Source organism: Pantoea sp. NSTU24 (assembly GCF_050157905.1).
In the GTDB taxonomy this organism is placed as follows: domain Bacteria; phylum Pseudomonadota; class Gammaproteobacteria; order Enterobacterales; family Enterobacteriaceae; genus Pantoea.
This window is the reverse complement of the sequence record NZ_JBKIWZ010000001.1, coordinates 3,692,760-3,715,667: the sequence shown is the minus strand read 5'-3', so window position 1 is coordinate 3,715,667 and position 22,908 is coordinate 3,692,760. Positions and strand designations below refer to the sequence as shown.

The 22,908-nt window shown below is 57.7% G+C and carries 21 protein-coding genes; 9 read left to right on the top strand and 12 right to left on the bottom strand.

Going from position 1 to position 22,908, the window contains the following annotated elements; translation table 11 throughout:
- Positions 1 to 458: 458 nt before the first annotated feature.
- Both ACLHDD_RS17610 and ACLHDD_RS17605 read right to left on the bottom strand, forming a co-directional pair.
- On the bottom strand, positions 459 to 2,198 hold the full coding sequence (locus ACLHDD_RS17610; protein WP_427105079.1) for a penicillin-binding transpeptidase domain-containing protein: 1,740 nt from the start codon (positions 2,196 to 2,198) through the stop codon (positions 459 to 461).
- A 278-nt stretch (positions 2,199 to 2,476) separates the two neighbouring features.
- Entirely contained in the window at positions 2,477 to 4,750 is a 2,274-nt protein-coding gene (locus ACLHDD_RS17605) for a molybdopterin guanine dinucleotide-containing S/N-oxide reductase (RefSeq protein WP_427105078.1), read from the bottom strand.
- Positions 4,751 to 4,940: 190 nt separating this feature from the next.
- Between ACLHDD_RS17605 and galR the strand changes: the two genes are divergently transcribed.
- The 3 genes from galR to nrdG all read left to right on the top strand — a co-directional run bounded on the left by galR (position 4,941) and on the right by nrdG (position 8,800).
- A complete protein-coding gene (gene galR / locus ACLHDD_RS17600) occupies positions 4,941 to 5,942 on the top strand; it encodes an HTH-type transcriptional regulator GalR (RefSeq protein WP_111138561.1) in 1,002 nt (333 codons plus the stop codon).
- A gap of 255 nt (positions 5,943 to 6,197) precedes the next feature.
- The gene (gene nrdD, locus ACLHDD_RS17595; RefSeq protein WP_427105077.1) at positions 6,198 to 8,336 is read left to right on the top strand and encodes an anaerobic ribonucleoside-triphosphate reductase; all 2,139 of its coding nucleotides are present in this window, start codon (positions 6,198 to 6,200) and stop codon (positions 8,334 to 8,336) included.
- Positions 8,333 to 8,800 carry an anaerobic ribonucleoside-triphosphate reductase-activating protein gene (nrdG, locus tag ACLHDD_RS17590; RefSeq protein ID WP_427105076.1) on the top strand — a complete coding sequence of 156 codons (468 nt, stop codon included), beginning with the start codon at positions 8,333 to 8,335 and terminating at the stop codon, positions 8,798 to 8,800. Before nrdD ends, nrdG begins: the two co-directional genes overlap by 4 nt.
- On the opposite strand, the gene ACLHDD_RS17585 is transcribed toward nrdG, so the two are convergent.
- A complete protein-coding gene (locus ACLHDD_RS17585) occupies positions 8,792 to 9,427 on the bottom strand; it encodes an NAD-dependent epimerase/dehydratase family protein (RefSeq protein WP_427105075.1) in 636 nt (211 codons plus the stop codon). The two genes, nrdG and ACLHDD_RS17585, sit on opposite strands and share 9 nt — an antisense overlap.
- A gap of 144 nt (positions 9,428 to 9,571) precedes the next feature.
- On the opposite strand from ACLHDD_RS17585, the gene ACLHDD_RS17580 reads away from it, so the two are divergent.
- The gene (locus tag ACLHDD_RS17580) at positions 9,572 to 10,093 is read left to right on the top strand and encodes a type 1 glutamine amidotransferase domain-containing protein (RefSeq protein WP_111139567.1); all 522 of its coding nucleotides are present in this window, start codon (positions 9,572 to 9,574) and stop codon (positions 10,091 to 10,093) included.
- A 34-nt stretch (positions 10,094 to 10,127) separates the two neighbouring features.
- Here the strand turns inward: ACLHDD_RS17580 and ACLHDD_RS17575 are convergent, their stop codons facing one another.
- Positions 10,128 to 10,556: a YhbP family protein gene (locus tag ACLHDD_RS17575; protein ID WP_427105074.1), complete on the bottom strand. Its 429-nt coding sequence runs from the start codon at positions 10,554 to 10,556 to the stop codon at positions 10,128 to 10,130.
- Between the two features lie 74 nt (positions 10,557 to 10,630).
- On the opposite strand from ACLHDD_RS17575, the gene ACLHDD_RS17570 reads away from it, so the two are divergent.
- Positions 10,631 to 10,924, top strand: a complete 294-nt coding sequence (locus ACLHDD_RS17570) for a GIY-YIG nuclease family protein (RefSeq protein WP_427105073.1) — start codon at positions 10,631 to 10,633, stop codon at positions 10,922 to 10,924.
- Here the strand turns inward: ACLHDD_RS17570 and ACLHDD_RS17565 are convergent.
- Together ACLHDD_RS17565 and ubiT are read right to left on the bottom strand one after the other, a co-directional pair.
- Positions 10,908 to 11,414: a GNAT family N-acetyltransferase gene (locus tag ACLHDD_RS17565; RefSeq protein ID WP_427105072.1), complete on the bottom strand. Its 507-nt coding sequence runs from the start codon at positions 11,412 to 11,414 to the stop codon at positions 10,908 to 10,910. The genes ACLHDD_RS17570 and ACLHDD_RS17565 overlap by 17 nt on opposite strands.
- Positions 11,408 to 11,932, bottom strand: a complete 525-nt coding sequence (gene ubiT / locus ACLHDD_RS17560; protein WP_427105230.1) for a ubiquinone anaerobic biosynthesis accessory factor UbiT — start codon at positions 11,930 to 11,932, stop codon at positions 11,408 to 11,410. The genes ACLHDD_RS17565 and ubiT overlap by 7 nt, the downstream gene beginning before the upstream one ends.
- A 204-nt stretch (positions 11,933 to 12,136) precedes the next feature.
- Between ubiT and ubiU the strand changes: the two genes are divergently transcribed.
- The 3 genes from ubiU (at position 12,137) to ACLHDD_RS17545 (ending at position 15,147) form a co-directional block, all read left to right on the top strand.
- Positions 12,137 to 13,132: a ubiquinone anaerobic biosynthesis protein UbiU gene (gene ubiU, locus ACLHDD_RS17555; protein ID WP_427105071.1), complete on the top strand. Its 996-nt coding sequence runs from the start codon at positions 12,137 to 12,139 to the stop codon at positions 13,130 to 13,132.
- A 9-nt stretch (positions 13,133 to 13,141) separates the two neighbouring features.
- Positions 13,142 to 14,020, top strand: a complete 879-nt coding sequence (locus ACLHDD_RS17550) for a U32 family peptidase (protein ID WP_427105070.1) — start codon at positions 13,142 to 13,144, stop codon at positions 14,018 to 14,020.
- 116 nt (positions 14,021 to 14,136) lie between these two features.
- Positions 14,137 to 15,147: a luciferase-like monooxygenase gene (locus ACLHDD_RS17545; RefSeq protein ID WP_427105069.1), complete on the top strand. Its 1,011-nt coding sequence runs from the start codon at positions 14,137 to 14,139 to the stop codon at positions 15,145 to 15,147.
- Here the strand turns inward: ACLHDD_RS17545 and ACLHDD_RS17540 are convergent, their stop codons facing one another.
- Positions 15,148 to 16,068: an AraC family transcriptional regulator N-terminal domain-containing protein gene (locus ACLHDD_RS17540; protein WP_427105068.1), complete on the bottom strand. Its 921-nt coding sequence runs from the start codon at positions 16,066 to 16,068 to the stop codon at positions 15,148 to 15,150.
- 174 nt (positions 16,069 to 16,242) lie between these two features.
- On the opposite strand from ACLHDD_RS17540, the gene ACLHDD_RS17535 reads away from it, so the two are divergent.
- Positions 16,243 to 16,989 carry an SDR family NAD(P)-dependent oxidoreductase gene (locus ACLHDD_RS17535; protein WP_427105067.1) on the top strand — a complete coding sequence of 249 codons (747 nt, stop codon included), beginning with the start codon at positions 16,243 to 16,245 and terminating at the stop codon, positions 16,987 to 16,989.
- Between the two features lie 54 nt (positions 16,990 to 17,043).
- On the opposite strand, the gene ACLHDD_RS17530 is transcribed toward ACLHDD_RS17535, so the two are convergent.
- The 5 genes from ACLHDD_RS17530 to rpsO form a co-directional block, all read right to left on the bottom strand.
- Positions 17,044 to 18,933, bottom strand: a complete 1,890-nt coding sequence (locus ACLHDD_RS17530; protein WP_427105066.1) for a DEAD/DEAH family ATP-dependent RNA helicase — start codon at positions 18,931 to 18,933, stop codon at positions 17,044 to 17,046.
- Between the two features lie 16 nt (positions 18,934 to 18,949).
- Entirely contained in the window at positions 18,950 to 19,006 is a 57-nt protein-coding gene (yrbN, locus tag ACLHDD_RS17525) for a protein YrbN (protein ID WP_098053093.1), read from the bottom strand.
- Positions 19,007 to 19,111: 105 nt separating this feature from the next.
- A complete protein-coding gene (gene nlpI, locus ACLHDD_RS17520; protein ID WP_427105065.1) occupies positions 19,112 to 19,996 on the bottom strand; it encodes a lipoprotein NlpI in 885 nt (294 codons plus the stop codon).
- Between the two features lie 129 nt (positions 19,997 to 20,125).
- On the bottom strand, positions 20,126 to 22,261 hold the full coding sequence (pnp, locus tag ACLHDD_RS17515) for a polyribonucleotide nucleotidyltransferase (protein ID WP_427105064.1): 2,136 nt from the start codon (positions 22,259 to 22,261) through the stop codon (positions 20,126 to 20,128).
- Positions 22,262 to 22,572: 311 nt separating this feature from the next.
- Positions 22,573 to 22,842 (bottom strand): 30S ribosomal protein S15, encoded by a 270-nt coding sequence (rpsO, locus tag ACLHDD_RS17510; protein ID WP_003851063.1) that lies wholly within the window; start codon positions 22,840 to 22,842, stop codon positions 22,573 to 22,575.
- Between the last annotated feature and the right edge of the window lie 66 nt (positions 22,843 to 22,908).

Below are 22,908 nucleotides of genomic sequence, written 5' to 3'. Positions count from 1 at the left end.
ATAGCTCCTCACGATGCAGGATTTAACACGGTTCGACAACAGAATTATCGGCGATCAGAGGCCTCCTCAGGGGGCCTGCCCGTCAGCGCAATCGGGGGCCCTCCCCCCGCAGCAAATGCTCTCCAGCACCGGCCATCGCGACGAGGCGGGAATTCAAAACCTGAAGAGACAGGATGACGTAATGGCAGTAAAAGTGCAGCGGGGATGTGATCCCAGCGCGACAAAGGTATGGCGTTCAGCCTGCTGACAGGCAAAAAAAACCCACGCTTCTGCGTGGGTTGGTGTAATAACAGGGTTCTCACTGCCGAAGCGGTGTTGTTTTCACACCCATCAATACCTCTGGGACCTCTATCCTCGCACTGATTGACCGCGTGGAGACAGCAGGAAAACGCAACCGAATTCGGGTAAGTGCAACGAGGTGTGTATATCTCTCACACCTTGCTTACACTCTGATTTAACTAGGATTTATCTGAAGGGCTAGCCGCCGGTCGTGTATAGATAGCGTCCGGCGCAATGTTCATGTGTTTCAGTACCGGCCCCATGATATTGCCGAATACCGGGGCGGCAACCGAACCACCAAAGTGGTCGCCTGCGGTCGGATGGTTAATCATGACCACCAGCGCCACTTCCGGGTGGCTGGCTGGCGCAAGACCCGCGGTGTAGTTGACGTAGCCGCCATCATATTTGCCGCTGGCGCCCATCTTTTCGGCCGTACCGGTTTTGGTCGCCAGACGATAGCCCGGCACGGCGGCTTTCAGCCCGGTTCCGCCTGGCAGGACGTCGCTCTCCAGCATGTGCACCACCTCTTTTACCGTTTCCGGGTTAGCGACCTGCTTGCCCAGCACCGGTGGCGTCACGCGGGTGATCGATAGCGGACGGTAGATGCCGTAGGAACCGAGCGTGGCATATTCGCGGGCAATCTGCAGCGGCGTGACGCGCAGACCATAGCCAAACGAGAAGGTCGCCCGTTCGATATCCGCCCAGCGGGCGCGATGCAGCGGAAAGTAACCGACGCTTTCACCGGTCAATCCCAGGCCGGTCGGCTTGCCCAGCCCGAAGGCGTGATAGGTATTCACCAGCGCTTCAGCCGGCATCGCCAGTGCCATGTGTGAAACACCGATGTCACTCGATTTCTGCAGAATGCCGGTCATGGTCAGGCGCGGCCAGTGGCCGACGTCGCGGATCAGGTGGCCATTGACGCTATAGGGCGTGGTGTCGATCACCGAATCCGGCCGCACCAGATGACGCTCCAGCGCCTCCATGACCACCAGCGGCTTAACGGTCGAACCCGGTTCATAGCTGTCGTTGATAGCGGCGTTACGCATCTGCGCCGGGGTCGCACCTTCATAGTTGTTGGGGTTGAACGATGGATAGGAGGCCATTGCCAGAATTTCACCGGTGTCGATTTTCACCAGCACCGCGGCACCGGAGTCCGCCTTGTTGAGCAGCACGCCGTCGCGCAGTTTGCTGTAGAGCGTGTACTGGTCATATTTATCGATGCTGAGCTGGACAGTCGGCGGCTGCGTCGGCGGCTGATAGTTGATCATCGCGATGATGTTGCCTGCCGCATCCTGACGGTAAACCTCCTTGCCCGGCTCACCCTGCAGCACTTTATCGAACCCTTTTTCCAGTCCGTTCAGACCCACGTTATCTGCGCCAACAATCCCGATCAGCGGCGCAGAGGCTTCGCTCATCGGATAGAAACGGCTGTCGTCATAAACTTCGCTGATGCCTTTGAGCTTCAGCTCTTTAATATCTTTGGCGATGCCCAGTTCGACTTTGCGTCCCAGATAGAGAAAGCGCCGCTTCGGGTTAGCCGTGATCTGTGCCGCCAGCTCTTCGGGACGGGTGTTGAGCGCAGCAGCCAGATAGGCCCATTTGGCACTGGTAAAGTCGGGATTGCTCTCCAGTACGCGCTGCGGATCGGCGATGACATCGCGCGATGGCACGCTGAGCGCCAGCGCTTCGCCATTGCGATCCAGCAGAGTGCCGCGGCTGGTAGGCAGCGTTACGGTTCGCAGCGAACGCTGATCCGCCTCATGCTCCAGCATCGGCTGATTCAGAAACTGCAGGTCCGCAACGCGCGCCAGTAGCACGACCAGACAGGTCGTGACGCCGAGACAGATCAGCCGAAAACGAAAAGGGTTGAATGGCGCTTTTATCTGGTCTTTTCCCAGTAGTTTTTTAATCCGGGGCATGGCATTCCGCTGCGCAAAATAAAGAGAAAGGGGCTGGTGCCAGCAGTTATAAAGAAAGCGCTGGCCGTATAACAGGAAAACTGTGTATCAGTTCGTTATCGACCGCAGATGGCGGGCAAAAAAAACCTGCGCATCTGCGCAGGTTGGTGTAATCAAGAAAATCTATTGATGTTCACCCATCAATACCTCTGGGACCCTGAATGTAGCAAGGGGGATTGATCGGCTGCCATCACTCAAACGCAACAGTTACCCGCAAAATGTAACCAGCCATGAGATCCTTACGCTAATCTGCAATCCTGATGTTTTTTGATTTCCACCAGGCAGCTCATGGCATTGGGACCCTGCGTCAGCGACGAGGTGCCGATGTCGAGCGTCAGCACGTTCGGGTTACCCGCGCGATCCCAGGGCTGCCAGGCTTTGCCAAATCCCGGATCGAACCAGGCCCCGGTGGCAATGATCACCACGCCCTGCGTCACGCCGTCGGTGATCCGCACACCTGCCAGCATCACGCCACGGGCGTTACTCACCTCAATCTCATCGCCGTCTGCCAGCCCGCGCGCCGCTGCATCCTGTGGATGCATATAAAGCGTTTCGTGCCCGGCGGTTTTGTTGCCCTGCACGGTGTCGGTGGCATCCAGCTGGCTGTGCAGCCGGTCGGCGGGCTGAATCGAAATCATGTGCAGCGGATAGTCGCGGCTGACCGGCGAACCCAGCCACTCCTGCGGCTCACGCCACTCCGGATGCCCGGCAAAGTCGTCAAGCTGATAGTCCGCGATGGTCTGGCTGAACAGCTCAATTTTACCGCTGGCGGTTTTGATCGGATGCGCCTGGGGATCGGCCCGGAACGCTTCCATAAACTGATAAGGTTTACCGCCCTCCGGAATTTCCACAAAGCCGCGCTGCCAGAACGCATCAAACTCAGGGAAATCGATGCCCTTGCGCTGATGCGCGGTGGCACACTGCTGATAGAGATGTTCAATCCACTGCATCTCGTTGCGCCCTTCTGTGAAGGTGTCGCGATAGCCGAGGCGTTCGGCCAGATCGGCAAAAATATCGAAGTCGTTGCGCGCCTGATGCTGCGGTTTGATCGCCTGATGCATCGCCAGCACAAAGCGATCCCGGGAGGAGCCGCCGATATCGTTGCGCTCCAGCGTGGTCGTGGCTGGCAGCACAATGTCAGCCATCTGCGCGGCAGGTGTCCAGACGATATCCTGCACTACCACCGTGTCGGGCCGCTGCCAGCCCTCCACCAGCCGGTTCAGCTGCTGGTGATGATGGAACGGATTGCCGCCTGCCCAGTGGACCAGATGAATGTCGGGATAGTGCAGCGTTTCGCCCTGGAAGCGGTAAGGCTGGCCGGGATTGAGCAGCATGTCGCTGATGCGCGCGACCGGAATCGACAATCCACAGGGATTCGGGCCGGTGCTCATCATCGGCGCAGGCCCTTCCTGACGCGGGTTGCCGACGCTGTTCATCGAGCCGTGCCCAAAGGAGAATCCCGCACCTGGCAGGCCAGGCTGACCGAGCATTGACGACAGCGCGATCATCATCCAGTAAGGCTGTTCGCCGCGATGGGCACGCTGAACCGAATAGGAGCAGGTGATAAAGCTGCGCTTGCCGGTCAGCTGCTGCGCCAGCCGGACAATGCGGTCAGCCGGAATGCCGGTGATGCGGCTGGCCCAGCCTGCGGTTTTTGCTACGCCATCGGTTTCACCCAGCAGATAGGCGCGCAGCTGCGGCCAGCCGGTGCAGTGGCTGGCGAGAAACGCCTCGTCCACCGCGCCGCGCTGGGTGATCTCATGCCCCAGCGCCAGCATCAGCGCCACATCGGTATTCGGGCGAATCGGGATCCACTCGGCGTTAACAAATTCCGGGCAGTCATCGCGCATCGGGCTGATGTTGATCACCGGCGTGCCTTTGGCGGCCAGCTGCATCAGCGCCGGTTTCAGGCTGTGCTGCCCGGCGCCACCCGACGCAACCTGGGCATTTTTCAGCGCCAGCCCGCCAAAGGCGACAAATATTTCGGCATGCTCCACCACCTGCGGCCATTCGGTGACGCGCCCGGTCAGCGGCATATAGGTGCCGATCACATAGGGCAGGAAGAACTGCGCGGCACCCCAGCTGTAGTTACCCTGCTGGTCAACGCCGCCGCCGCCCTGGAAGTAGAAGCGACGCACCAGGGTACGGGCGTGGTTGACGCGACCGGCCGACGACCAGCCGTAGGAGCCGTTGAAGATGCCCGATGCGCCGTAGCGATCGCGCACGCGGCGATTCTCGTCCGCCACCAGATCCAGCGCGGTTTCCCAGTCAACGGCGACAAAATCTTCCCGGCCACGCAGCGTGCGGTCACTCTTCTCGCGTGACTTCAGCCACGAGCGCCGCACCATCGGCTGGCGGATACGGCGGTCGGAATAGACCAGTTCAGGAATGGTGTGGATCATCGGTGACGGGTCGGCATCAGCGAAGAAAGGTTCGCAGCCCGTCAGGCGATCGTTTTCAGTGACGGCGGTAAACGCCCCCCAGTGCGCCAGGTGTGGCACTTTGGTTTTCATTGTGATTTTTCACGGTTGCCAGGTGAGAGATTGAGCATAACATGGCGCGGCGCCTCAACAGAAGATGCGCGGACGCGGCCGTTTTTACCCCTTTTTGCGACGACGCTGGCATTCTGTCGGGTTGATGTGTCCGCCCTTTTCCGTAACACTGATGCGATGTGTAAACGTTTTCCCCAAAGCAGGTCAACGCATGGCTACCATAAAGGATGTTGCGCGACTGGCTGGCGTTTCTGTCGCCACAGTCTCCCGTGTAATCAATAACTCTCCCAAAGCCAGCGACAGCTCCCGACAGGCCGTAGGTGAGGCGATGGAGCAGCTTCAGTACCACCCGAATGCCAACGCACGCGCGCTGGCGCAGCAATCGACCGAAACACTCGGCCTGATTGTCGGTGACGTTTCCGATCCCTTTTTTGGCGCCATGGTGAAAGCGGTCGATGAGGTTGCCGGCGACACCGGTAATTTTTTACTGATTGGTAACGGTTACCATAATGAGCAAAAAGAGCGGCAGGCGATTGAACAGCTGATGCGGCATCGCTGCGCGGCGCTGGTGGTTCACGCTAAGAAAATTCCCGACGCCGAACTGGAAGTGCTGATGAAGCAGGTGCCCGGTATGGTGCTGCTGAACCGGCTGATCAAAGGCTTCGAGAAACGCTGCATTGCACTCGACGACCGCTACGGTGCCTGGCTGGCGACCCGCCACCTGATCCAGCTCGGCCATCAGAATATCGCCTTTATCTGCTCGACCCACACTATCTCCGATGCCGAAGATCGTCTGCAGGGCTATTACGACGCGCTGAAAGAGCACGGTCTGCCGTGCAGCGATCGACTGGTCACCTGGGGTGAACCGGATGAAGTGGGCGGTGAGCAGGCGATGACCGAGCTGCTGGGGCGCGGCAGGAATTTTACCGCCGTCGCCTGTTACAACGACTCAATGGCAGCGGGTGCGCTGGCGGTACTGAGTGATAACGGCGTCCGTGTACCGGAAGAGATGTCGCTGATCGGTTTCGATGATGTGCTGGTCTCCCGCTATGTACGACCACGCCTGACCACCGTCCGCTACCCTATCGTCACGATGGCGCAGCAGGCGGCGCAGCTGGCACTGGCGCTTGCCAACGACCTGCCGCTGCCGGAAGTGACCCACATGTTCAGCCCGACACTGGTGCGCCGCCACTCCGTCAGCGGGCCAGCCTGACGCCGCCGTGGCCGGTTCCGCCGGCCGCCGCGTGAGCCTGTCTTCCCCTTTTCTTTGCGGCCGCCTCACCTGTCGCTGGCATCTATCGGCCGCCCACCACCAGAACCGGAGGCCGGTTCTGTCCTCGTCCGCCCTTTTTCTGCCGGGTTGCGGCTTCCTTGCTTCAGGTCAAACCAGCGCGTATTAATTCGCAGAAATCACTACATATAGATAATAGAATCCATCCCAGCCCTACATATAGTTAAAGGAGAGGACATGGCAACGGTGGTAATCAAACGGGATGGATGCCGGACGGCCTTTGATGCGCAGCGTATCGAGCAGGCCGTCGCGGCTGCGGCGCGGGCAGCAGACATCAGGGACAAAGCCTGGTGCGCGCAGGTCGCGGAGCAGGTGGCCGGACAGCTGGCCGACCGTCCGGAAGTGGCCATTCATGAGATTCAGTGCGCGGTCGAAGAGACACTGATGGCAGGCCCGTATCCGCAGCTGGCCCGCGCCTACATTGAATACCGCCACGATCGCGATGTCGCCCGCGATCGTCAGAGCCGGTTGCATCACGCTATTCGCGGCCTGGTCGATCAGACCAACGCTGCGCTGCTTAATGAGAATGCCAACAAAGACAGCAAAGTCATCCCGACCCAGCGCGATCTGCTGGCCGGGATCGTCGCGAAGCACTACGCGCAGCAGCAGATGCTGCCCCGCGACGTGGTGCTGGCGCACGAGCGCGGCGAAATCCACTATCACGATCTCGACTACGCTCCCTTCTTCCCGATGTTCAACTGCATGTTGATCGATCTGAAAGGCATGCTGACCCACGGTTTTAAAATGGGCAACGCCGGGATCGAGCCGCCGAAATCAATCGCCACCGCCACCGCCGTGACGGCGCAGATCATCGCCCAGGTCGCCAGCCACATTTATGGCGGCACCACTATCAACCGCATTGATGAGGTGCTGGCACCGTTTGTTGAGCTGAGCTATGCCCGCCATCTGGCGATCGCCGAAGAGTGGCAGATCCCGCAGGCTGAACAATATGCGCGCCAGCGGACAGAGAAAGAGTGCTACGACGCTTTTCAGTCGCTGGAGTACGAGGTGAATACCCTGCACACCGCCAACGGGCAGACGCCGTTTGTCACCTTTGGGTTCGGCCTGGGCACCCGCTGGGCCGCCCGGCTGATTCAGCAGTCCATTCTGCGTAACCGGCTGGCAGGCCTGGGCAGAAATCATAAAACCGCCGTGTTCCCGAAACTGGTGTTCACGATTCGTGAAGGCGTTAACCGCCGGGCCGGTGACGTGAATTACGACATCAAGCAGCTGGCACTGGCGTGCGCCAGCAAGCGGATGTATCCCGACATCCTCAATTACGATCAGGTCGTGAAAGTTACCGGCTCCTTTAAAACGCCGATGGGCTGCCGCAGCTTCCTGGGCGTCTATGAGGAGAACGGCGAGCAGATTCATGAGGGCCGCAACAATATTGGCGTGATCAGCGTGAACCTGCCGCGTATCGCGCTGGAAGCGGGCGGTGATGAAGCGCGCTTCCGGACACTGCTCGATGCGCGACTGCTGCTGGCTAAACGGGCGCTGATGGCGCGGGTGGCGCGGCTGGAGAAAACGAAAGCACGTGTCGCACCCATCCTCTATATCGAGGGTGCCTGTGGCGTCCGGCTGAACGCCGATGATGAGGTCGGTCCGATCTTCCGCAATGGCCGCGCATCGCTGTCGCTGGGCTTTATTGGCCTGCATGAAACCCTGAATGCGCTTAGCGGCGGTCAGCGGCATCCTTACGATGACGCGGCTTTGCGTGCCAAAGGAGTGGAAATCATTGCCCGTATGCGCGAAGCGACCGACCGCTGGAAAGCGGAGACCGGCTACGGCTTCAGCCTCTACAGTACGCCGAGCGAAAACCTGTGCGACCGTTTCTGCCGCCTTGATGCCGCGCAGTTCGGTGTGGTGCCGGGCGTTACCGACAAAGGCTACTATACCAACAGCTTTCATCTCGACGTTGAAAAGAAGGTCAATCCGTACGACAAAATTGACTTTGAAGCGCCCTATCCGCCGCTGGCGAACGGCGGGTTCATCTGTTACGGCGAATACCCGAACGTGCAGCATAACCTCAGGGCGCTGGAGGATGTCTGGGATTACAGTTACGACCGGGTGCCCTACTACGGCACCAATACGCCCATTGATGAGTGCTACGACTGCGGCTTCAGCGGCGAATTCACCTGTACCAGCCGTGGCTTTAGCTGTCCGAACTGTGGCAATCACGATCCGGCGCGCGCCTCTGTTACACGGCGGGTCTGCGGCTATCTGGGCAGTCCCGATGCGCGACCTTTCAATGCCGGTAAGCAGCAGGAAGTGCAGCGCCGCGTTAAGCATCTGGCTCAGGGACCGCTGGGATGATGCATATTCATCGTTACTACGATGTGGATATCGTGAATGGTCCCGGCACCCGCTGCACGCTGTTTGTTGCCGGTTGCGAACATCAGTGTCGCGGCTGCTACAACCAGAGCACCTGGCGTATTGATTCCGGCGTACCCTTTACGCTGGCGATGGAGGAGCAGCTGCTGGCCGACCTGCAGGACACGCGCATTCCGCGCCAGGGTCTGTCACTGAGCGGGGGCGATCCGCTGCATCCGCAGAACGTGCCGCACATTCGCCGCCTGGTGAAACGGGTGCGACAGGCCTGTCCGGGTAAAGATATCTGGCTCTGGAGCGGCTATCGGCTGCAGGAGCTGAATGCGGCTCAGCGTGCCGTGCTGGACTATCTCGATGTGCTGATCGATGGCCGCTTTGTCGAAGAGGAGAAGGATGCCACGCTGCAATGGCGCGGCAGCCGTAATCAGGTTATCTGGCAGCTACGCTGAATGGCGCGGGATCGCGCCCGATTCAACGATCGTGACCCGCTCGCCGCCTGGCGTGAAAGCCTGCTGATGAAGACAGCGTGCCACGTCACGCGCCTGTACCGCTCGCCAGTTGCCCGGCAGCAGTGAAAAGATCGGTGCCATCAGGCTCTCCCCTCCGCGCTTCTGTGCGCGATCGCCCAGCAGCAGAGAGGGCCGTATCAGCGTCAGTCGCGGCCAGCCCTGATGACGCAACGCATTCTCCATCTCGCCTTTGACGCGATTATATAAAAACGGTGAGTGGCGGTTAGCGCCGTGTGCGCTGACCACCAGCATCTGCTTCGCCCCCAGACGTATGCCACTCAAGCCGGTGTCCACCACCAGCGTGTAATCGACGTGAATAAAAGCCTGTCTGCTGCCCGCCGCTTTGCGGGTGGTGCCGAGACAGCAGAACACGGTATCCAGCGCACCCTGCAGCGGCCCCAGCACATCGGTAAGATCAGCCTCAACCAGATTCACCACTTTGCGCATCGCGGGCAGTGGCCGGCAGGTGGGGGCAATGATCTCGTCAACACGCGGGTCCTCAATCAGTAAGCGCAGCAGGTGCGACCCGACCAGACCGGTCGCCCCAGTCAGTAAGACGCGATTCATCTCAGATTCATCCTTATTTCGCTGCTGACAGGTTAAAAGATAGCTGATCTTAACGGGCTGGCTTGCGTTCTCACGCTTAGCGACCAGGCTTAGAGCGTTAACGGAAAGCGCGCCCTGCGCTCTGCATGTCTTAGGAGGAAAAAAATGAGCAAGAAAGTTGCGGTTTTGATTACCGATGAATTTGAAGACTCAGAGTTTACCTCACCCGCTGAGGTCTACAAACGCGCGGGTTTCGACGTGGTCACCATTGAGAAACAAGCCGGTAATGTGGTTAAGGGCAAAAAAGGCGAAGCGGAAGTGACTATCGATCGCAGCATTGATGATGTCAGCCCGGCTGAATTTGACGCCCTGTTACTGCCTGGTGGACACTCGCCTGATGCCCTGCGCGGTGACGATCGTTTCGTCGCCTTTACCAAAGAGTTTGTCGCCAGCGGCAAGCCTATCTTTGCCATCTGCCACGGCCCGCAGCTGCTGATCAGCGCCAACGGTGTACGTGGTCGCAAGATGACGACGGTTAAAGCCGTGGCTATCGACCTGATCAACGCGGGCGCTGACTTCCACGACAAAGAAGTGGTCGTCGACGGCGATAAGCTGGTCACCAGCCGTACTCCGGCCGATCTGCCAGCCTTTAACCGCGAATCTCTGCGGATCCTCGAAGCGCTGTAAATCTGCGACGCCCTTTTCCGCTGAAAAGGGCGTGTTACGCTTCTCTCTGCCAGCCGATCTTACTGCCAAAACCCAGCGCATTATCCGTCATCTTCACCTCATCCAGCGAAATCTCCCATAGCGGCGCCGACACTTTCCGCGAAACCGGAAAACGTTTCTGGTATGCGGCTCGGGCAGCGTATTCTGTCTCCTCTTCCAGCCTTCTGATGTGACCACGATACTGCACACCTTTGATGAGCAGCACGCTTCGGGGCTGGCCGTTGACAGTGCCTGCAACCTGCGGATTCTGCGCTATTAACGCACCGTGGCGGGTATCAGGTTCGGTCATGATCCAGAAGACCATGCGTGTTTCATCAAAGACGTAGTAGCAGTTCGCGCACCATAGCTGATCATCGGCGGTGCAGCAGAGCGACAGCACATGCTGCTTTTTGAGGTAGCGAACCAGATGGGCATGATCGGACAAGGTGAACTCCTGGCTGGGCACGGCAGCGTGAAGCGCGTTACACTGGCGGCCTCTTTTCTGGGAACATAAATGCGATGAATCAGCGGTGGCAACTCTACATCGTCCGGACGGCGAAAGGGAGTCTCTATACCGGCATCACCACCGATGTCGCGCGTCGGGTTGCTCAGCATCAGAGCGGGCGCGGCGCCCGTGCGCTGCGCGGCAAAGGTCCGCTGGAGCTGATGTTTCACTGCGAAGCGGGCGATCGCGCCAGCGCCTCCAGGCTGGAATATCAGGTTAAGCAGCTGACCCGGCAGCAGAAATTACTGCTGCTTGCGGGTCAGCCTGTCCACCTGGCGCGCTGGCTGGGGATTACTTCAGACGAGTAAAAGGGTCGGCGTAGTCGATCCGCCCTTCGGCCCCATCAAAGGCGTTATCTGCCAGACGGTAAACCTGGAACGTCGTCTCCGAGCCTGGCCAGCGGCTTTGCAGACCGTGACGGGCCGCCGCGTCAAAGCCAAAACGGCCGAACAGCGCCGGGTCGCCCAGCACCACGACGGCGCTGTAGCCAAACTCATTCAGCGTATCCAGTCCCTCATAAATGAGCTTACTGGCGATACCCTGGCCGCGCAGCGTCTCATCGACGGCCAGCGGAGCCAGTCCGACCCAGCCGCGATCTTCACCCTGAACGCTGACCGGGCTGAATGCGGCGTAGCCCAGTACCTGCCCTTCATCATCCGTGGCGACCACGCCCAGGGTCAGCAGGCCATCTTCGCGCAGCGCCTGCGTCAGTTCCGCCTCCGCGGAAGTGGGAAAGCAGCGCTTCAGCAACGCATCGATACCCGCCGCATCAACACCAATTTCGCTACGGATCAACATGCGGCACCTGCGCGTGCCTGTACGGCCTTCGCGTCCTGTTTCATTCCGGCTTCGACAAACGCAGCCATCTGCTGAATGGCCGTGCGCAACGCGGCGGGCATAGCCTCGGGTTCAATAGCATCCATTACGTTTTTCACCTCAAGTCCCAGTTCAGTGTCCCCTTCAATCACCAGCCGGCGTTGAAAGAACAGCATGTCGGGATCTGCTTTACGTGCTGCCACAAGCAACAGATCATTGGCATTGCCCCGAAACCAGACATCCGCTTCGGACTGTTGCAATACCGCCAGTCGGCCATCCTCCAGCGTGGTTATCCATTGCAGATTAAGATCGGCAATCCCGATACCCAGCCGGCGACCGTTCAGAAAGTCTAACTCACCTTCGGCTAAAGCATGACGAAATTGCCAGTTTAAGAGTTGTTGCAGAAGCTGCTTCCTGAGCGGGAACGGGGTAATCGCTGCGGGTAACCGTAGGATTTCAGGAGCTTTTTTCACAAAATGGGCATGTAACCGCTTTAACACTTTCATTACTCCCTTCAGAAAATTTTACGTATATTGCCATATCCTTTTTGGCGCGACGCATCCGGGATCAATAAAAACCGCCGTCACAGGCGGAAAAAAATGCCACCCGCGCAGAGGAACTGGCATTTCACTGCCCCAAATCAACATACCCGTCGGACCAGATGCCTAGACTCGATGCCCGTCTGCAAGTTGAGAGGAAAATCTATGGAACTGCTCTGTCCGGCAGGAAACTTACCCGCAGTGCGCTCCGCCACAGAGAATGGGGCGGATGCAGTGTATGTGGGGCTGAAAGATGACACCAACGCCCGCCATTTTGCGGGCCTGAATTTTACCGACAAAAAGCTGGCAGAAGCGGCGCGCTATCTGCATCAGCATCGCCGCAAACTGCACGTTGCAATTAACACGTTTGCCCATCCGGAGGGTATGGGACGCTGGCAGCGGGCGATTGATGTCGCCGCGCAGAATGGGGCCGATGCGCTGATCCTGGCGGATATCGCCACGCTGGAGTACGCCGCGACGCACTATCCGCAGGTTGAACGCCATCTGTCAGTGCAGGCGTCCGCCACCAATCCGGAGGCAATCCGCTTTTATCATCGCCACTTTAATCTGCAGCGCGTGGTGCTGCCGCGCGTACTGTCGATTCATCAGGTCAGACAGCTGGCGCGCAGTACGCCGGTGCCGCTGGAAGTGTTCGCCTTCGGCAGCCTGTGCATTATGGCGGAAGGCCGCTGCTACCTCTCCTCCTGGCTCACCGGCGAATCCCCTAATAGCGCAGGCGCCTGCTCGCCAGCGAAGTTTGTGCGCTGGCAGCAGACCCCGCAGGGTATGGAATCGCGTCTGAATGAGGTCTTAATTGACCGCTACGCCCCGGATGAAAGCGCCGGATATCCGACGCTGTGCAAAGGACGATATGAGGTTAACGATCAGTGCTATCACGTGCTGGAGGAGCCCACCAGCCTGAACACCCTGGCGCTGCTGCCGGCGCTGCTGCAGGCGGGCATTGCTTCAGTGAAAATTGAAGGCCGCCAGCGCAGCCCCGCCTACGTTGCTGATGTGGCGCGCGTCTGGCGTCAGGCTATCGATCGCTGCAAGGCGCAGCCGGAACAGTTTACGATCGCGCCGCAGTGGCGGCAGACGCTGGGCGATCTCGCCGAAGGCACGCAAACCACGCTGGGTGCTTATCACCGTGAATGGCAATAAGGAATGATGATGCAATATGCTCTTGGGCCGGTGCTCTGGTACTGGCCAACCGATACGCTGGACGATTTTTACCAGCAGGCCGCCCGCAGCAGCGCGGATATTATCTATCTCGGCGAAGCGGTGTGCAGTAAACGCCGCGCCACGCCTTATGCACGCTGGCTGGAACTGGCCCGCGCGGTCGCGGCCAGCGGAAAACAGGTGGTGCTGAGCACGCTGGCGCTGCTGCAGTCGCCTTCTGAACTGAAAGAGCTGCAACGTTACGTCGACAACGGTGAGTTTCTGATCGAGGCCAATGATATCGGCACGGTCAACATGGCCGCTGAACGCCATCTGCCATTTGTCGCGGGGCCGACGCTGAATGTCTATAACGCCGATACGCTGCAACTGCTGCTCAAAGAGGGAATGACGCGCTGGTGCATGCCGGTTGAAATGTCGCGTGACTGGCTGCTGCAACTGCTGTCGCAGTGCGAGGCGCGGGGGATTCGCCAGCAGTTTGACGTCGAGGTGCTGGGCTACGGTCATCTGCCTCTGGCACTTTCCGCGCGCTGCTTCACCGCCCGCTCGGAAAACCGCGCCAAAGATGATTGCGAAACCTGCTGCATCCACTATCCCACGGGTCGTCGCGTCAACTCTCAGGAGGGACAGCAGGTGTTTGTCCTCAACGGTATCCAGACCATGAGTGGCTACTGCTATAACCTGGGCAACGACCTGACCGGTATGCGCAACCATGTCGATTGCGTGCGGCTCTCTCCGCAGTCTGCGTCGACGCTGGCCGAAATCGATCGTTTCCGCGCCAACGAAAACGGCGAGGCACCGCTAATGGTCGCGAAAGGCAGCGATTGTAACGGTTACTGGCGTAAACTGGCTGGTATGACGCTGGTATCCTGAATAAAAGCACATACCGGCTATATTCCTGCTGAGGTTAGCAGTTTTAATATAAGACATGATGCGTAATACTAAATGGTGCAGGTTTTTTACGCCTGTGCCATCCAACGGGAGTAGTCATGTCTGATAAAAAACCTCTTCGCCTGTCCGTGCTGGACCTTGCGCCAATTCCTCAGGGCGCGACCGCACGTGATGCGTTCCACAATTCGCTGGCGCTGGCGCGTCAGGCCGAAAAACTGGGCTACCAACGCTACTGGCTGGCTGAACATCACAACATGACGGGGATTGCCAGCGCCGCAACGGCGGTGCTGATTGGCTATCTGGCGGCCAACACCAAGACGCTGAAGCTCGGGTCGGGCGGCATCATGCTGCCTAACCACGCACCGCTGGTGATCGCCGAACAGTTTGGCACGCTGGCTTCGCTCTATCCTGGCCGTATTGATCTCGGTCTGGGCAGAGCGCCAGGCTCCGACCAGCGTACGATGATGGCGCTGCGTCGTCATCAGGCTAATCTGCACGCCGACACTTTTCCCGACGATGTCGCTGAACTGATCAGCTGGTTTGATGCCGGGACGGATGCGCAGCTCCCCGTTCAGCCGGTGCCCGGTCTGGGTCTGAAGATCCCGGTCTGGCTGCTCGGCTCCAGCCTCTACAGCGCGCAGCTATCGGCAAAAATGGGCCTGCCGTTTGCGTTTGCCTCCCACTTTGCGCCCGACCAGCTGTTCCAGGCTCTGCACGTCTACCGCGAGAATTTCCAGCCTTCGGCGCGCCTCGACAAGCCTTATGCGACCGTCTGCATCAACGTGATCGCGGCTGACAGTGAGCATGATGCGCGCTTCCTGTTTACCTCGCAGCAGCAGCAATTTATTAACCTGCGCCGTGGCAAACCGGGTCCGCTACCGGCTCCTGTGGAAAATATGGATAACCTCTGGTCGCCGTCAGAACAGTATGGCGTGCAGCAGGCGCTGAGCATGTCGCTGGTCGGTGATATCGACAAGGTGCGTCACGGTCTGGCTTCGCTGATGCGCGAAACCCAGGCGGATGAAATTATGATTAATGGCCAGATTTTTGACTCTGAAGCCCGCCTGCGCTCCTTTGCGATTGCGATGGAAGCGGCGAACAGCCTGTAACTAGTTTTGTGGTGAGTGCAGGTTATCCTGACTCATCACCCGCTGACGGCTGTCTCTGGCCGGGGATTGCCCATACAGGCGGCGATACTCCCGGCTGAACTGTGACGCGCTCTGATACCCCACCCGATACCCTGCCGTACCCGCATCCAGCTTTTCCACCAGCATCAGACGCCGCGCCTCATTCAGCCGCAGCTGTTTCTGATATTGCATGGGCGTCATCGCCGTGACCGCTTTGAAGTGATGATGCAGCGAAGAGATACTCATGCCGACGCTGCTGGCGAGCCGGTCGATTTTCAGCGGCTGATGAAAATTTTCCCGCAGCCAGCGCGCCGCCTGCGCCACCCGGTTGCCGGGCCTTTCGGCCAGCGCCATGTTCAGTATCCGCGATCCTTCCGGTCCGGTCAGCAGCCGGTAAAAGATCTCCTGCTCGATAAGCGGGGCCAGCGCCCTGATATCACCGGGCTGATCCAGCAGGCGGACCAGCCTGATAACCGCATCAACCAGTAAAGATGACACTTTATGCACGGTGATACCTCGCTCGTTGTCTGTGGTCGCCAGCGGCAGCGTCGGCGGAAACTGTTCGAGGTAGCGCATCAGCCGCGACTCATTAATCGCGATGCCAATCCCCAGATTCGGCTTTTCCGGCGTGGCCTGAGTGACGCAGGCGCGCACCGGCATATCCAGCGTCACCAGCAGCAGATCCCCCGGACCATAGTGCAGCACCTCGTCCCCGATATGCAGTGCCTTGCGGCCCTGTGCCACCAGTGCAAAACTGGCCCATTGGGCAAAGTGCATCGGTTGCGTCGGTGCGGAAACCCGGCCAAAAAACAGGCAGTCTATCGCACTGCCGTGCCGCCCATCTTCCGGTGCATGACGGGCGATTAGCTCTGCCAGCACCTGCCATTTGTCACTCTCGCTCATTCTGCTCTCTCCTGCTGTGTCCTCCGCTGATAGTACCTGACGTAAAGCGCAATGCCTGTTCTGTTGCCTCAGATTTGCAGGATCGTGCAAAAAGCTTGCAGGATTGCACTACCCGCTTTTCTGCGCCAGCACGCATAGTCTGTCGACGCAATCATTACGGTGGAGAACAACATAATGAAGGCACTGCAGAATAAAGTGGCACTGGTGACCGGTGCATCGAAAGGCATTGGTGCCGCAATTGCTATCGCCTTTGCCACAGCGGGGGCCCGGGTCGTGGTGAACTTTCGTCAGGATGAGGTGGGTGCCGCCGATGTGGTCAGCGATATCATTGAACTGGGTAGTGACGCAGTGGCAGTTCAGGCGGATGTCGCGTCGCATCAGGAGGTTGAACGGCTCTTCGCCAGGACACTCTCCTGTTTTGGTGCACCTGATATTGTGGTGAATAATGCGGGTAGCTTTCACCATGGCGAGTTTGAGACGCTGACGCCGGAGGAGATGCAGCAGCAGATTAACGTTAACCTGTCAGGCACGCTGCTGGTCTGCCAGCAGGCGATCCGTCATTTTCCTGCCCATGGCGGCAGCATTATTAACCTCAGTGCCCTGAACAGCCAGAACAGCACGCCCGGATCCGTCCTCTGGGCCGCGACAAAAGGTGCGATAGACAGCCTGACCCAGGGGCTGGCGCGCGAACTGGGCCCAAAGCATATCCGGGTTAACGCGCTGGCACCGGGCATGATTCTGACAGAGGGGCTACTGGCTGCGAAGAGAATGAGTCCGCAGCTCAGGGCACAGCTGCTGGCGGCAACGCCGCTGGGGCGATTTGGTCTGCCGGAGGATGTGGCGCAGGTTGCGCTATTTCTGGCGTCAGAAGAGTCCGCCTGGGTCAGCGGCGAGCGCGTAATCATCAGCGGCGGCGCCTGAAAGACATAAAAAAAGGGAAGCCATGGCTTCCCTTTTTATTACGACATGATGTCGTTAAGCATCACGACGACGTGGAGCGGCTGCGCCATCTTCACGACGTGGACCGCGACCACCTTCACGGTTGAAGCTGCGTCCGCCTTCGCGACCGCCTTCACGGCGATCGGAGAAGCGACGGCCACCTTCACGGTTGCCCGCACCAGGACCGTTGCGACGATCACCGCCCGCAGGACGGCGATCACCACGACCTTCGTGTGGCTGTGCATCACCCAGCAGCTGCATATTCATCGGCTTGTTCAGAATACGTGTACGGGTGAAGTGCTGCAGCACATCGCCTGGCATGCCTTTTGGCAGCTCGATAGTCGAGTGGTTGCCGAACAGCTTGATGTTACCGATGTAACGGCTGCTGATGTCGCCTTCGTTAGCGATAGCGCCAACGATATGACGAACTTCAACACCATCATCACGACCCACTTCGATGCGGTAGAGCTGCATTTCACCAACGTCACGACGTTCGCGACGTGGACGGTCGCCATCACGGCTGTCACGTGGGCCACGCGCGTCACGGCTGTCACGACGGCCATCACGGTCGTCACGATCGCGGTATTCGCGACGTGGCGGACGTGGTGCTTCTGGTGGCAGAATCAGAGGACGTTCGCCTTGTGCCATCTTCAGCAGTGCGGCTGCCAGCGTTTCCAGATCCAGCTCATCTTCTGGCTGCATCTTGGACAGCAGAGCACGGTACTGATCCAGATCGCTGCTCTCCAGCTGCTGCTGGACTTTAGCGGCGAACTTGGCCAGACGACGCTGACCCAGCAGTTCTGCGTTAGGCAGTTCTACTTCAGGGATTGTCAGCTTCATCGTACGTTCGATGTTGCGCAGCAGACGACGCTCGCGGTTCTCAACGAACAGCAGCGCACGACCGGCACGACCGGCACGGCCGGTACGGCCGATACGGTGAACGTAAGACTCCGCATCCATCGGGATGTCGTAGTTCACAACCAGGCTGATGCGCTCAACGTCCAGGCCACGGGCCGCAACGTCGGTTGCAATCAGGATGTCCAGACGACCATCTTTCAGGCGCTCCAGCGTCTGCTCACGCAGTGCCTGGTTCATGTCACCGTTCAGTGCCGCGCTGTTGTAACCGCTACGCTCCAGGGCTTCAGCCACTTCCAGCGTGGCGTTTTTAGTGCGCACAAAGATGATGGCAGCATCGAAATCTTCCGCTTCCAGGAAGCGAACCAGTGCATCCGTTTTACGACCGTAAGCGGTCCAGTAGCTCTGGCTGATGTCAGGACGCGTGGTCAGGCTTGACTGAATACGCACTTCCTGTGGATCTTTCATGAAGCGTTTGGTGATGCGACGAATCGCTTCCGGCATAGTTGCAGAGAACAGTGCAGTCTGATGACCTTCCGGAATCTGCGCCATGATGGTTTCAACGTCTTCGATGAAGCCCATACGCAGCATCTCATCTGCTTCATCCAGCACCAGGCCGCGCAGGTTAGAGAGATCTAACGTGCCGCGTTTCAGGTGATCAAGCAGACGGCCAGGGGTACCCACAACAACCTGTGGTCCCTGACGCAGTGCGCGCAACTGCACGTCATAACGCTGGCCGCCATACAGGGCAACTACGTTCAGGCCGCGCATGTGTTTAGAGAATTCAGTCACTGCTTCAGCAACCTGTACCGCCAGTTCGCGGGTCGGTGCCAGCACCAGAATCTGAGGTGCTTTAACAGCAGGGTCAATGTTGTTTAACAGCGGCAGTGAGAACGCCGCAGTTTTACCACTCCCGGTCTGCGCCATGCCCAACACGTCACGGCCCGCCAGCAGGTGAGGAATACACTCAGCCTGGATCGGGGAAGGCTTTACGTAGCCCATGCCATTCAGTGATTCAAGGATGTCGGCGTTCAGGCCAAGGTCAGCAAAAGTGGTTTGAATATCAGTCATGTAGTACACGTGCCTCTTAGATTGCGGCGGCCAGTCTACATAACTCGTCGTGAAAACTTTCAGTCATTTTCATCAAAAAGTGTGAACCGGCTCAAATTAGAAGTTTTGACGAACAGAAAAGCCCTCATCTTAGTAGATGATGACTTTACAGGTGTTACAGGCAAATTAAGTTCGTCAGCTATTGCTGGTCAGATTCTGATAAATCGTCTTGTGCCTGGCCGAGTTGCGCCAGTTCCAACAATGCGTATCGGTGTTCAACAAAATTGTTAACATTGTTAGACACCGCCAGTTTGAACAACGCTTTCGCGTCGTCCTTCTCCCCCAGACTTAGGTAGTACTTACCTAAATAGAAGTTGGTTTCACTGAGATGTTCAGCGAGCGAGGTGTTATCCGTTGCGTCCGCCTTGAGACTCTCCATCAGCGCTTTCTCGCTGATATCTCCAAGGTAGAACCCGACAATATTCCATCCCCATTGATCTCTGACCGCTTTATCGTGGCGCTGTTGAAGCGCAACTTTTGCCTTGTCGGCATCCATCTCTCGTTCAACGAGGTAGAGCCACAGACTGCGGAAAGGATCGTTAGGATCGTCTTGATAAAACGCCAGCAGATCATCTTGCGCTAACTTGTATCGACCACCGTAATAGAGGGCGATACCACGATTTAAATGCGCATAGTTGTAAGTTGGTTCAAGCTCAAGTACAGAATCGAACGCTTCATAGGCGGCATCAAAGTTGCCCGCCTGCGTTAAATATATGCCTAAGTAGTTAAACACTTCAGGCATATCTGGTCTTATAGACAGCGCTTGCGAAAAATCGTTCCGCGCTAATGCCCGCAGACCTAAACTATCATACAACACTCCGCGCTCATATAACAGCTGTGCGCGTTCATCATCGGTGAGGGCGCGACTGGCAAGTATTTGTTCCATGCGCGCCAGTATCACTTCCTGTTGCAGTGTGGGCTGTAAAGGCACTGCAAGAACTTCGTTCTTACGCCAATTGGAGTTGCTGCATCCTGCCAGCGTCAGAGCTGTCGCAACAAAACACCAGCGCAGAAAAGGCTTCATTTCCCACTCCCGAATACAAACATTGGGACAACCATCCTGTCATCCGCATGCCCTGCACAAGGATTCCCGCCCTCGCGATGATACAAATGCCCTTCTCCGCCAGGCAAAGAAGGGCAAATCAGCAACGATTTATTCCGCGTCAGGCGTAGTCACCGCTGCAGCTTCTTCAGTCTGCGGCTTAGATTCTGTCGCTTCTTTGATGCTCAGACGTACGCGGCCCTGACGGTCAACTTCCATCACCTTAACCGGTACTTCCTGACCCATCTGCAGATAGTCAGTCACTTTCTCAACGCGCTTATCTGCGATTTGTGAGATATGAACCAGACCTTCTTTACCGCCGCCGATAGCCACGAAGGCGCCGAAGTCAACGATACGGGTTACTTTACCACTGTAAATGCGGCCAACTTCGATCTCAGCAGTAATCTCTTCGATACGACGAATCGCTTCTTTCGCCTTCAGACCGTCGGTCGCAGCGATCTTCACGGTACCGTCATCTTCGATTTCGATCGTTGTGCCGGTTTCTTCGGTCAGCGCACGAATCACTGAGCCGCCTTTACCAATCACATCTTTGATCTTGTCGGAGCTGATCTTAATGGTATAGATGCGAGGCGCAAATTCAGAAATCTCAGTACGTGGCGTGCTGATAGCCTGCTCCATCACACCCAGAATGTGCAGACGCGCACCCTTGGCCTGGTTCAGCGCTTCCTGCATGATCTCACGCGTAATGCCTTCGATTTTGATGTCCATCTGCAGCGCGGTGATACCTTCACGGCTACCGGCTACTTTGAAGTCCATATCACCCAGGTGGTCTTCGTCGCCCAGAATGTCAGACAGAACAACAAACTTCTCATCTTCTTTCACCAGGCCCATTGCGATACCTGCAACGGCGGCTTTAATTGGTACACCCGCATCCATCAGTGCCAGAGAAGCACCACAGACTGAGGCCATTGAAGAAGAGCCGTTAGATTCGGTGATTTCAGATACGACACGCACGGTGTAAGGGAACTCTTCCACTTTAGGCATAACGGCTAACACGCCGCGCTTCGCCAGACGACCGTGACCAATTTCACGACGCTTCGGCGAGCCTACCATGCCGGTTTCGCCGACAGAGTAAGGAGGGAAGTTGTAATGGAACAGGAAGCTGTCGGTACGTTCGCCCATCAGCTCATCCAGGTTCTGTGCATCGCGGGTTGTACCCAGCGTTGCCGTAACCAGTGCCTGCGTTTCACCACGGGTAAACAGTGATGAACCATGAGTACGTGGCAGCACGCCAGTGCGAACGTCCAGACCGCGGATCATATCTTTTTCGCGGCCATCAATACGTGGCTCGCCATTCAGGATACGGGTACGAACGACGTTTTTCTCAAGGCTGTGTACGATATCGCCAATCTCAGCGCTATCCAGCGTTTCGTCTTCAGCCAGCAGCGCCGCAATGGTTTCGTCTTTAATGACGCCAACCTGGGTGTAACGCTCCTGCTTATCCGTGATGCGATAAGCATCGCTGATGCGCGCTTCAGCCAGTGCGGCAACACGCGAGATCAGTGGCGTGTTAGCAGCTTCCGGCTGCCAGTCCCAGCGTGGTTTGCCCGCTTCTGCGACCAGCGCGTTGATGTTTTCAATAACAATCTGCTGCTGCTCGTGACCAAAGACCACGGCGCCCAGCATCTGCTCTTCTGACAGGATCTCTGCTTCAGATTCCACCATCAGAACGGCATTCTGCGTACCCGCAACAACCAGATCCAGACGGGACTGTTTCAGCTCATCGGCCGTCGGGTTCAGAACGTACTGGTCGTTGATGTAACCCACGCGTGCAGAACCGATTGGGCCGTTGAATGGCAGGCCCGACAGAGACAGCGCAGCGGAAGCACCGATCATGGCAACGATGTCCGGATGAACCTGTGGGTTTACAGACACAACGGTCGCAATGATCTGGACTTCGTTGATGAAACCTTCCGGGAACAGCGGGCGAATCGGGCGGTCAATCAGACGCGCAATCAACGTTTCGCCTTCGCTTGGGCGGCCTTCGCGACGGAAGAAGCTACCCGGGATACGACCAGCCGCGTAGGTACGCTCCTGATAGTTGACAGTCAGTGGGAAGAAATCCTGACCTGGTTTGGTTTTTTTCTGGCCAACTACAGTGACGAACACAGCAGTATCGTCCATGCTCACCATGACTGCGGCAGTCGCCTGGCGAGCCATCATGCCGGTTTCCAGCGTGACAGTATGTTGACCATATTGGAATTTGCGTACGATCGGATTCAGCAAAATCAAAGTCCTTAACTTCGGGGCAAGGCTATCTGTAGCCCGCCATTGATTACCAATCTTCAGTTGCATCCTCGCGACTAATGACAACCCTCGACCGCCCCTGCGGTAAAGCCTCTCATTAGCCGCGCGAAATTCTGCAAACTCAAGATCACACAAAGCAACAATACATCAGTTTGGCCCGGATTGCTGCCGCTTGCTCGAAAAAAGGGGCCATAAAGGCCCCCTCTTCACGAAACTCGCACAAATCTGATCGTAAGCTGCACACCGTGCAAATGCCCGCGTGACACCCCTGACGACCAGATTTTTCAGACTTAGCGACGCAGACCGAGGCTCTCGATCAGGCTGCTGTAGCGTGCAACGTCTTTACGCTTCAGGTAGTCCAGCAGCTTACGACGCTGAGATACCATGCGCAGCAGGCCGCGGCGGCTGTGGTGGTCTTTTTTGTGCTCAGAGAAGTGCCCCTGCAGATGGGTGATCTGCGCGGTCAGCAGGGCAACCTGTACTTCGGTTGAACCGCTGTCGTTAGCACCACGACCATATTTAGCAACGATCTCTGCTTTAGCTTCTACGCTTAGAGACATAATAAACTCCGGTAATAAATGAATGTATGGGTGCCGATCTCTAATTCAGCATCCCGCTTTAAAGCC

Coding starts and splice junctions, on each gene's coding strand:
- ACLHDD_RS17610 (WP_427105079.1), bottom strand. CDS start 2,198: ATGCCCCGGATTAAAAAACTACTGGGAAAAGACCAGATAAAAGCGCCA.
- rpsO (WP_003851063.1), bottom strand. CDS start 22,842: ATGTCTCTAAGCGTAGAAGCTAAAGCAGAGATCGTTGCTAAATATGGT.
- nrdD (WP_427105077.1), top strand. CDS start 6,198: ATGGCAACGGTGGTAATCAAACGGGATGGATGCCGGACGGCCTTTGAT.
- ACLHDD_RS17545 (WP_427105069.1), top strand. CDS start 14,137: ATGTCTGATAAAAAACCTCTTCGCCTGTCCGTGCTGGACCTTGCGCCA.
- ACLHDD_RS17585 (WP_427105075.1), bottom strand. CDS start 9,427: ATGAATCGCGTCTTACTGACTGGGGCGACCGGTCTGGTCGGGTCGCAC.
- ACLHDD_RS17580 (WP_111139567.1), top strand. CDS start 9,572: ATGAGCAAGAAAGTTGCGGTTTTGATTACCGATGAATTTGAAGACTCA.
- ACLHDD_RS17550 (WP_427105070.1), top strand. CDS start 13,142: ATGCAATATGCTCTTGGGCCGGTGCTCTGGTACTGGCCAACCGATACG.
- ubiU (WP_427105071.1), top strand. CDS start 12,137: ATGGAACTGCTCTGTCCGGCAGGAAACTTACCCGCAGTGCGCTCCGCC.
- ACLHDD_RS17605 (WP_427105078.1), bottom strand. CDS start 4,750: ATGAAAACCAAAGTGCCACACCTGGCGCACTGGGGGGCGTTTACCGCC.
- ACLHDD_RS17535 (WP_427105067.1), top strand. CDS start 16,243: ATGAAGGCACTGCAGAATAAAGTGGCACTGGTGACCGGTGCATCGAAA.
- nrdG (WP_427105076.1), top strand. CDS start 8,333: ATGATGCATATTCATCGTTACTACGATGTGGATATCGTGAATGGTCCC.
- ACLHDD_RS17570 (WP_427105073.1), top strand. CDS start 10,631: ATGAATCAGCGGTGGCAACTCTACATCGTCCGGACGGCGAAAGGGAGT.
- ACLHDD_RS17530 (WP_427105066.1), bottom strand. CDS start 18,933: ATGACTGATATTCAAACCACTTTTGCTGACCTTGGCCTGAACGCCGAC.
- nlpI (WP_427105065.1), bottom strand. CDS start 19,996: ATGAAGCCTTTTCTGCGCTGGTGTTTTGTTGCGACAGCTCTGACGCTG.
- ACLHDD_RS17565 (WP_427105072.1), bottom strand. CDS start 11,414: ATGTTGATCCGTAGCGAAATTGGTGTTGATGCGGCGGGTATCGATGCG.
- galR (WP_111138561.1), top strand. CDS start 4,941: ATGGCTACCATAAAGGATGTTGCGCGACTGGCTGGCGTTTCTGTCGCC.
- ACLHDD_RS17540 (WP_427105068.1), bottom strand. CDS start 16,068: ATGAGCGAGAGTGACAAATGGCAGGTGCTGGCAGAGCTAATCGCCCGT.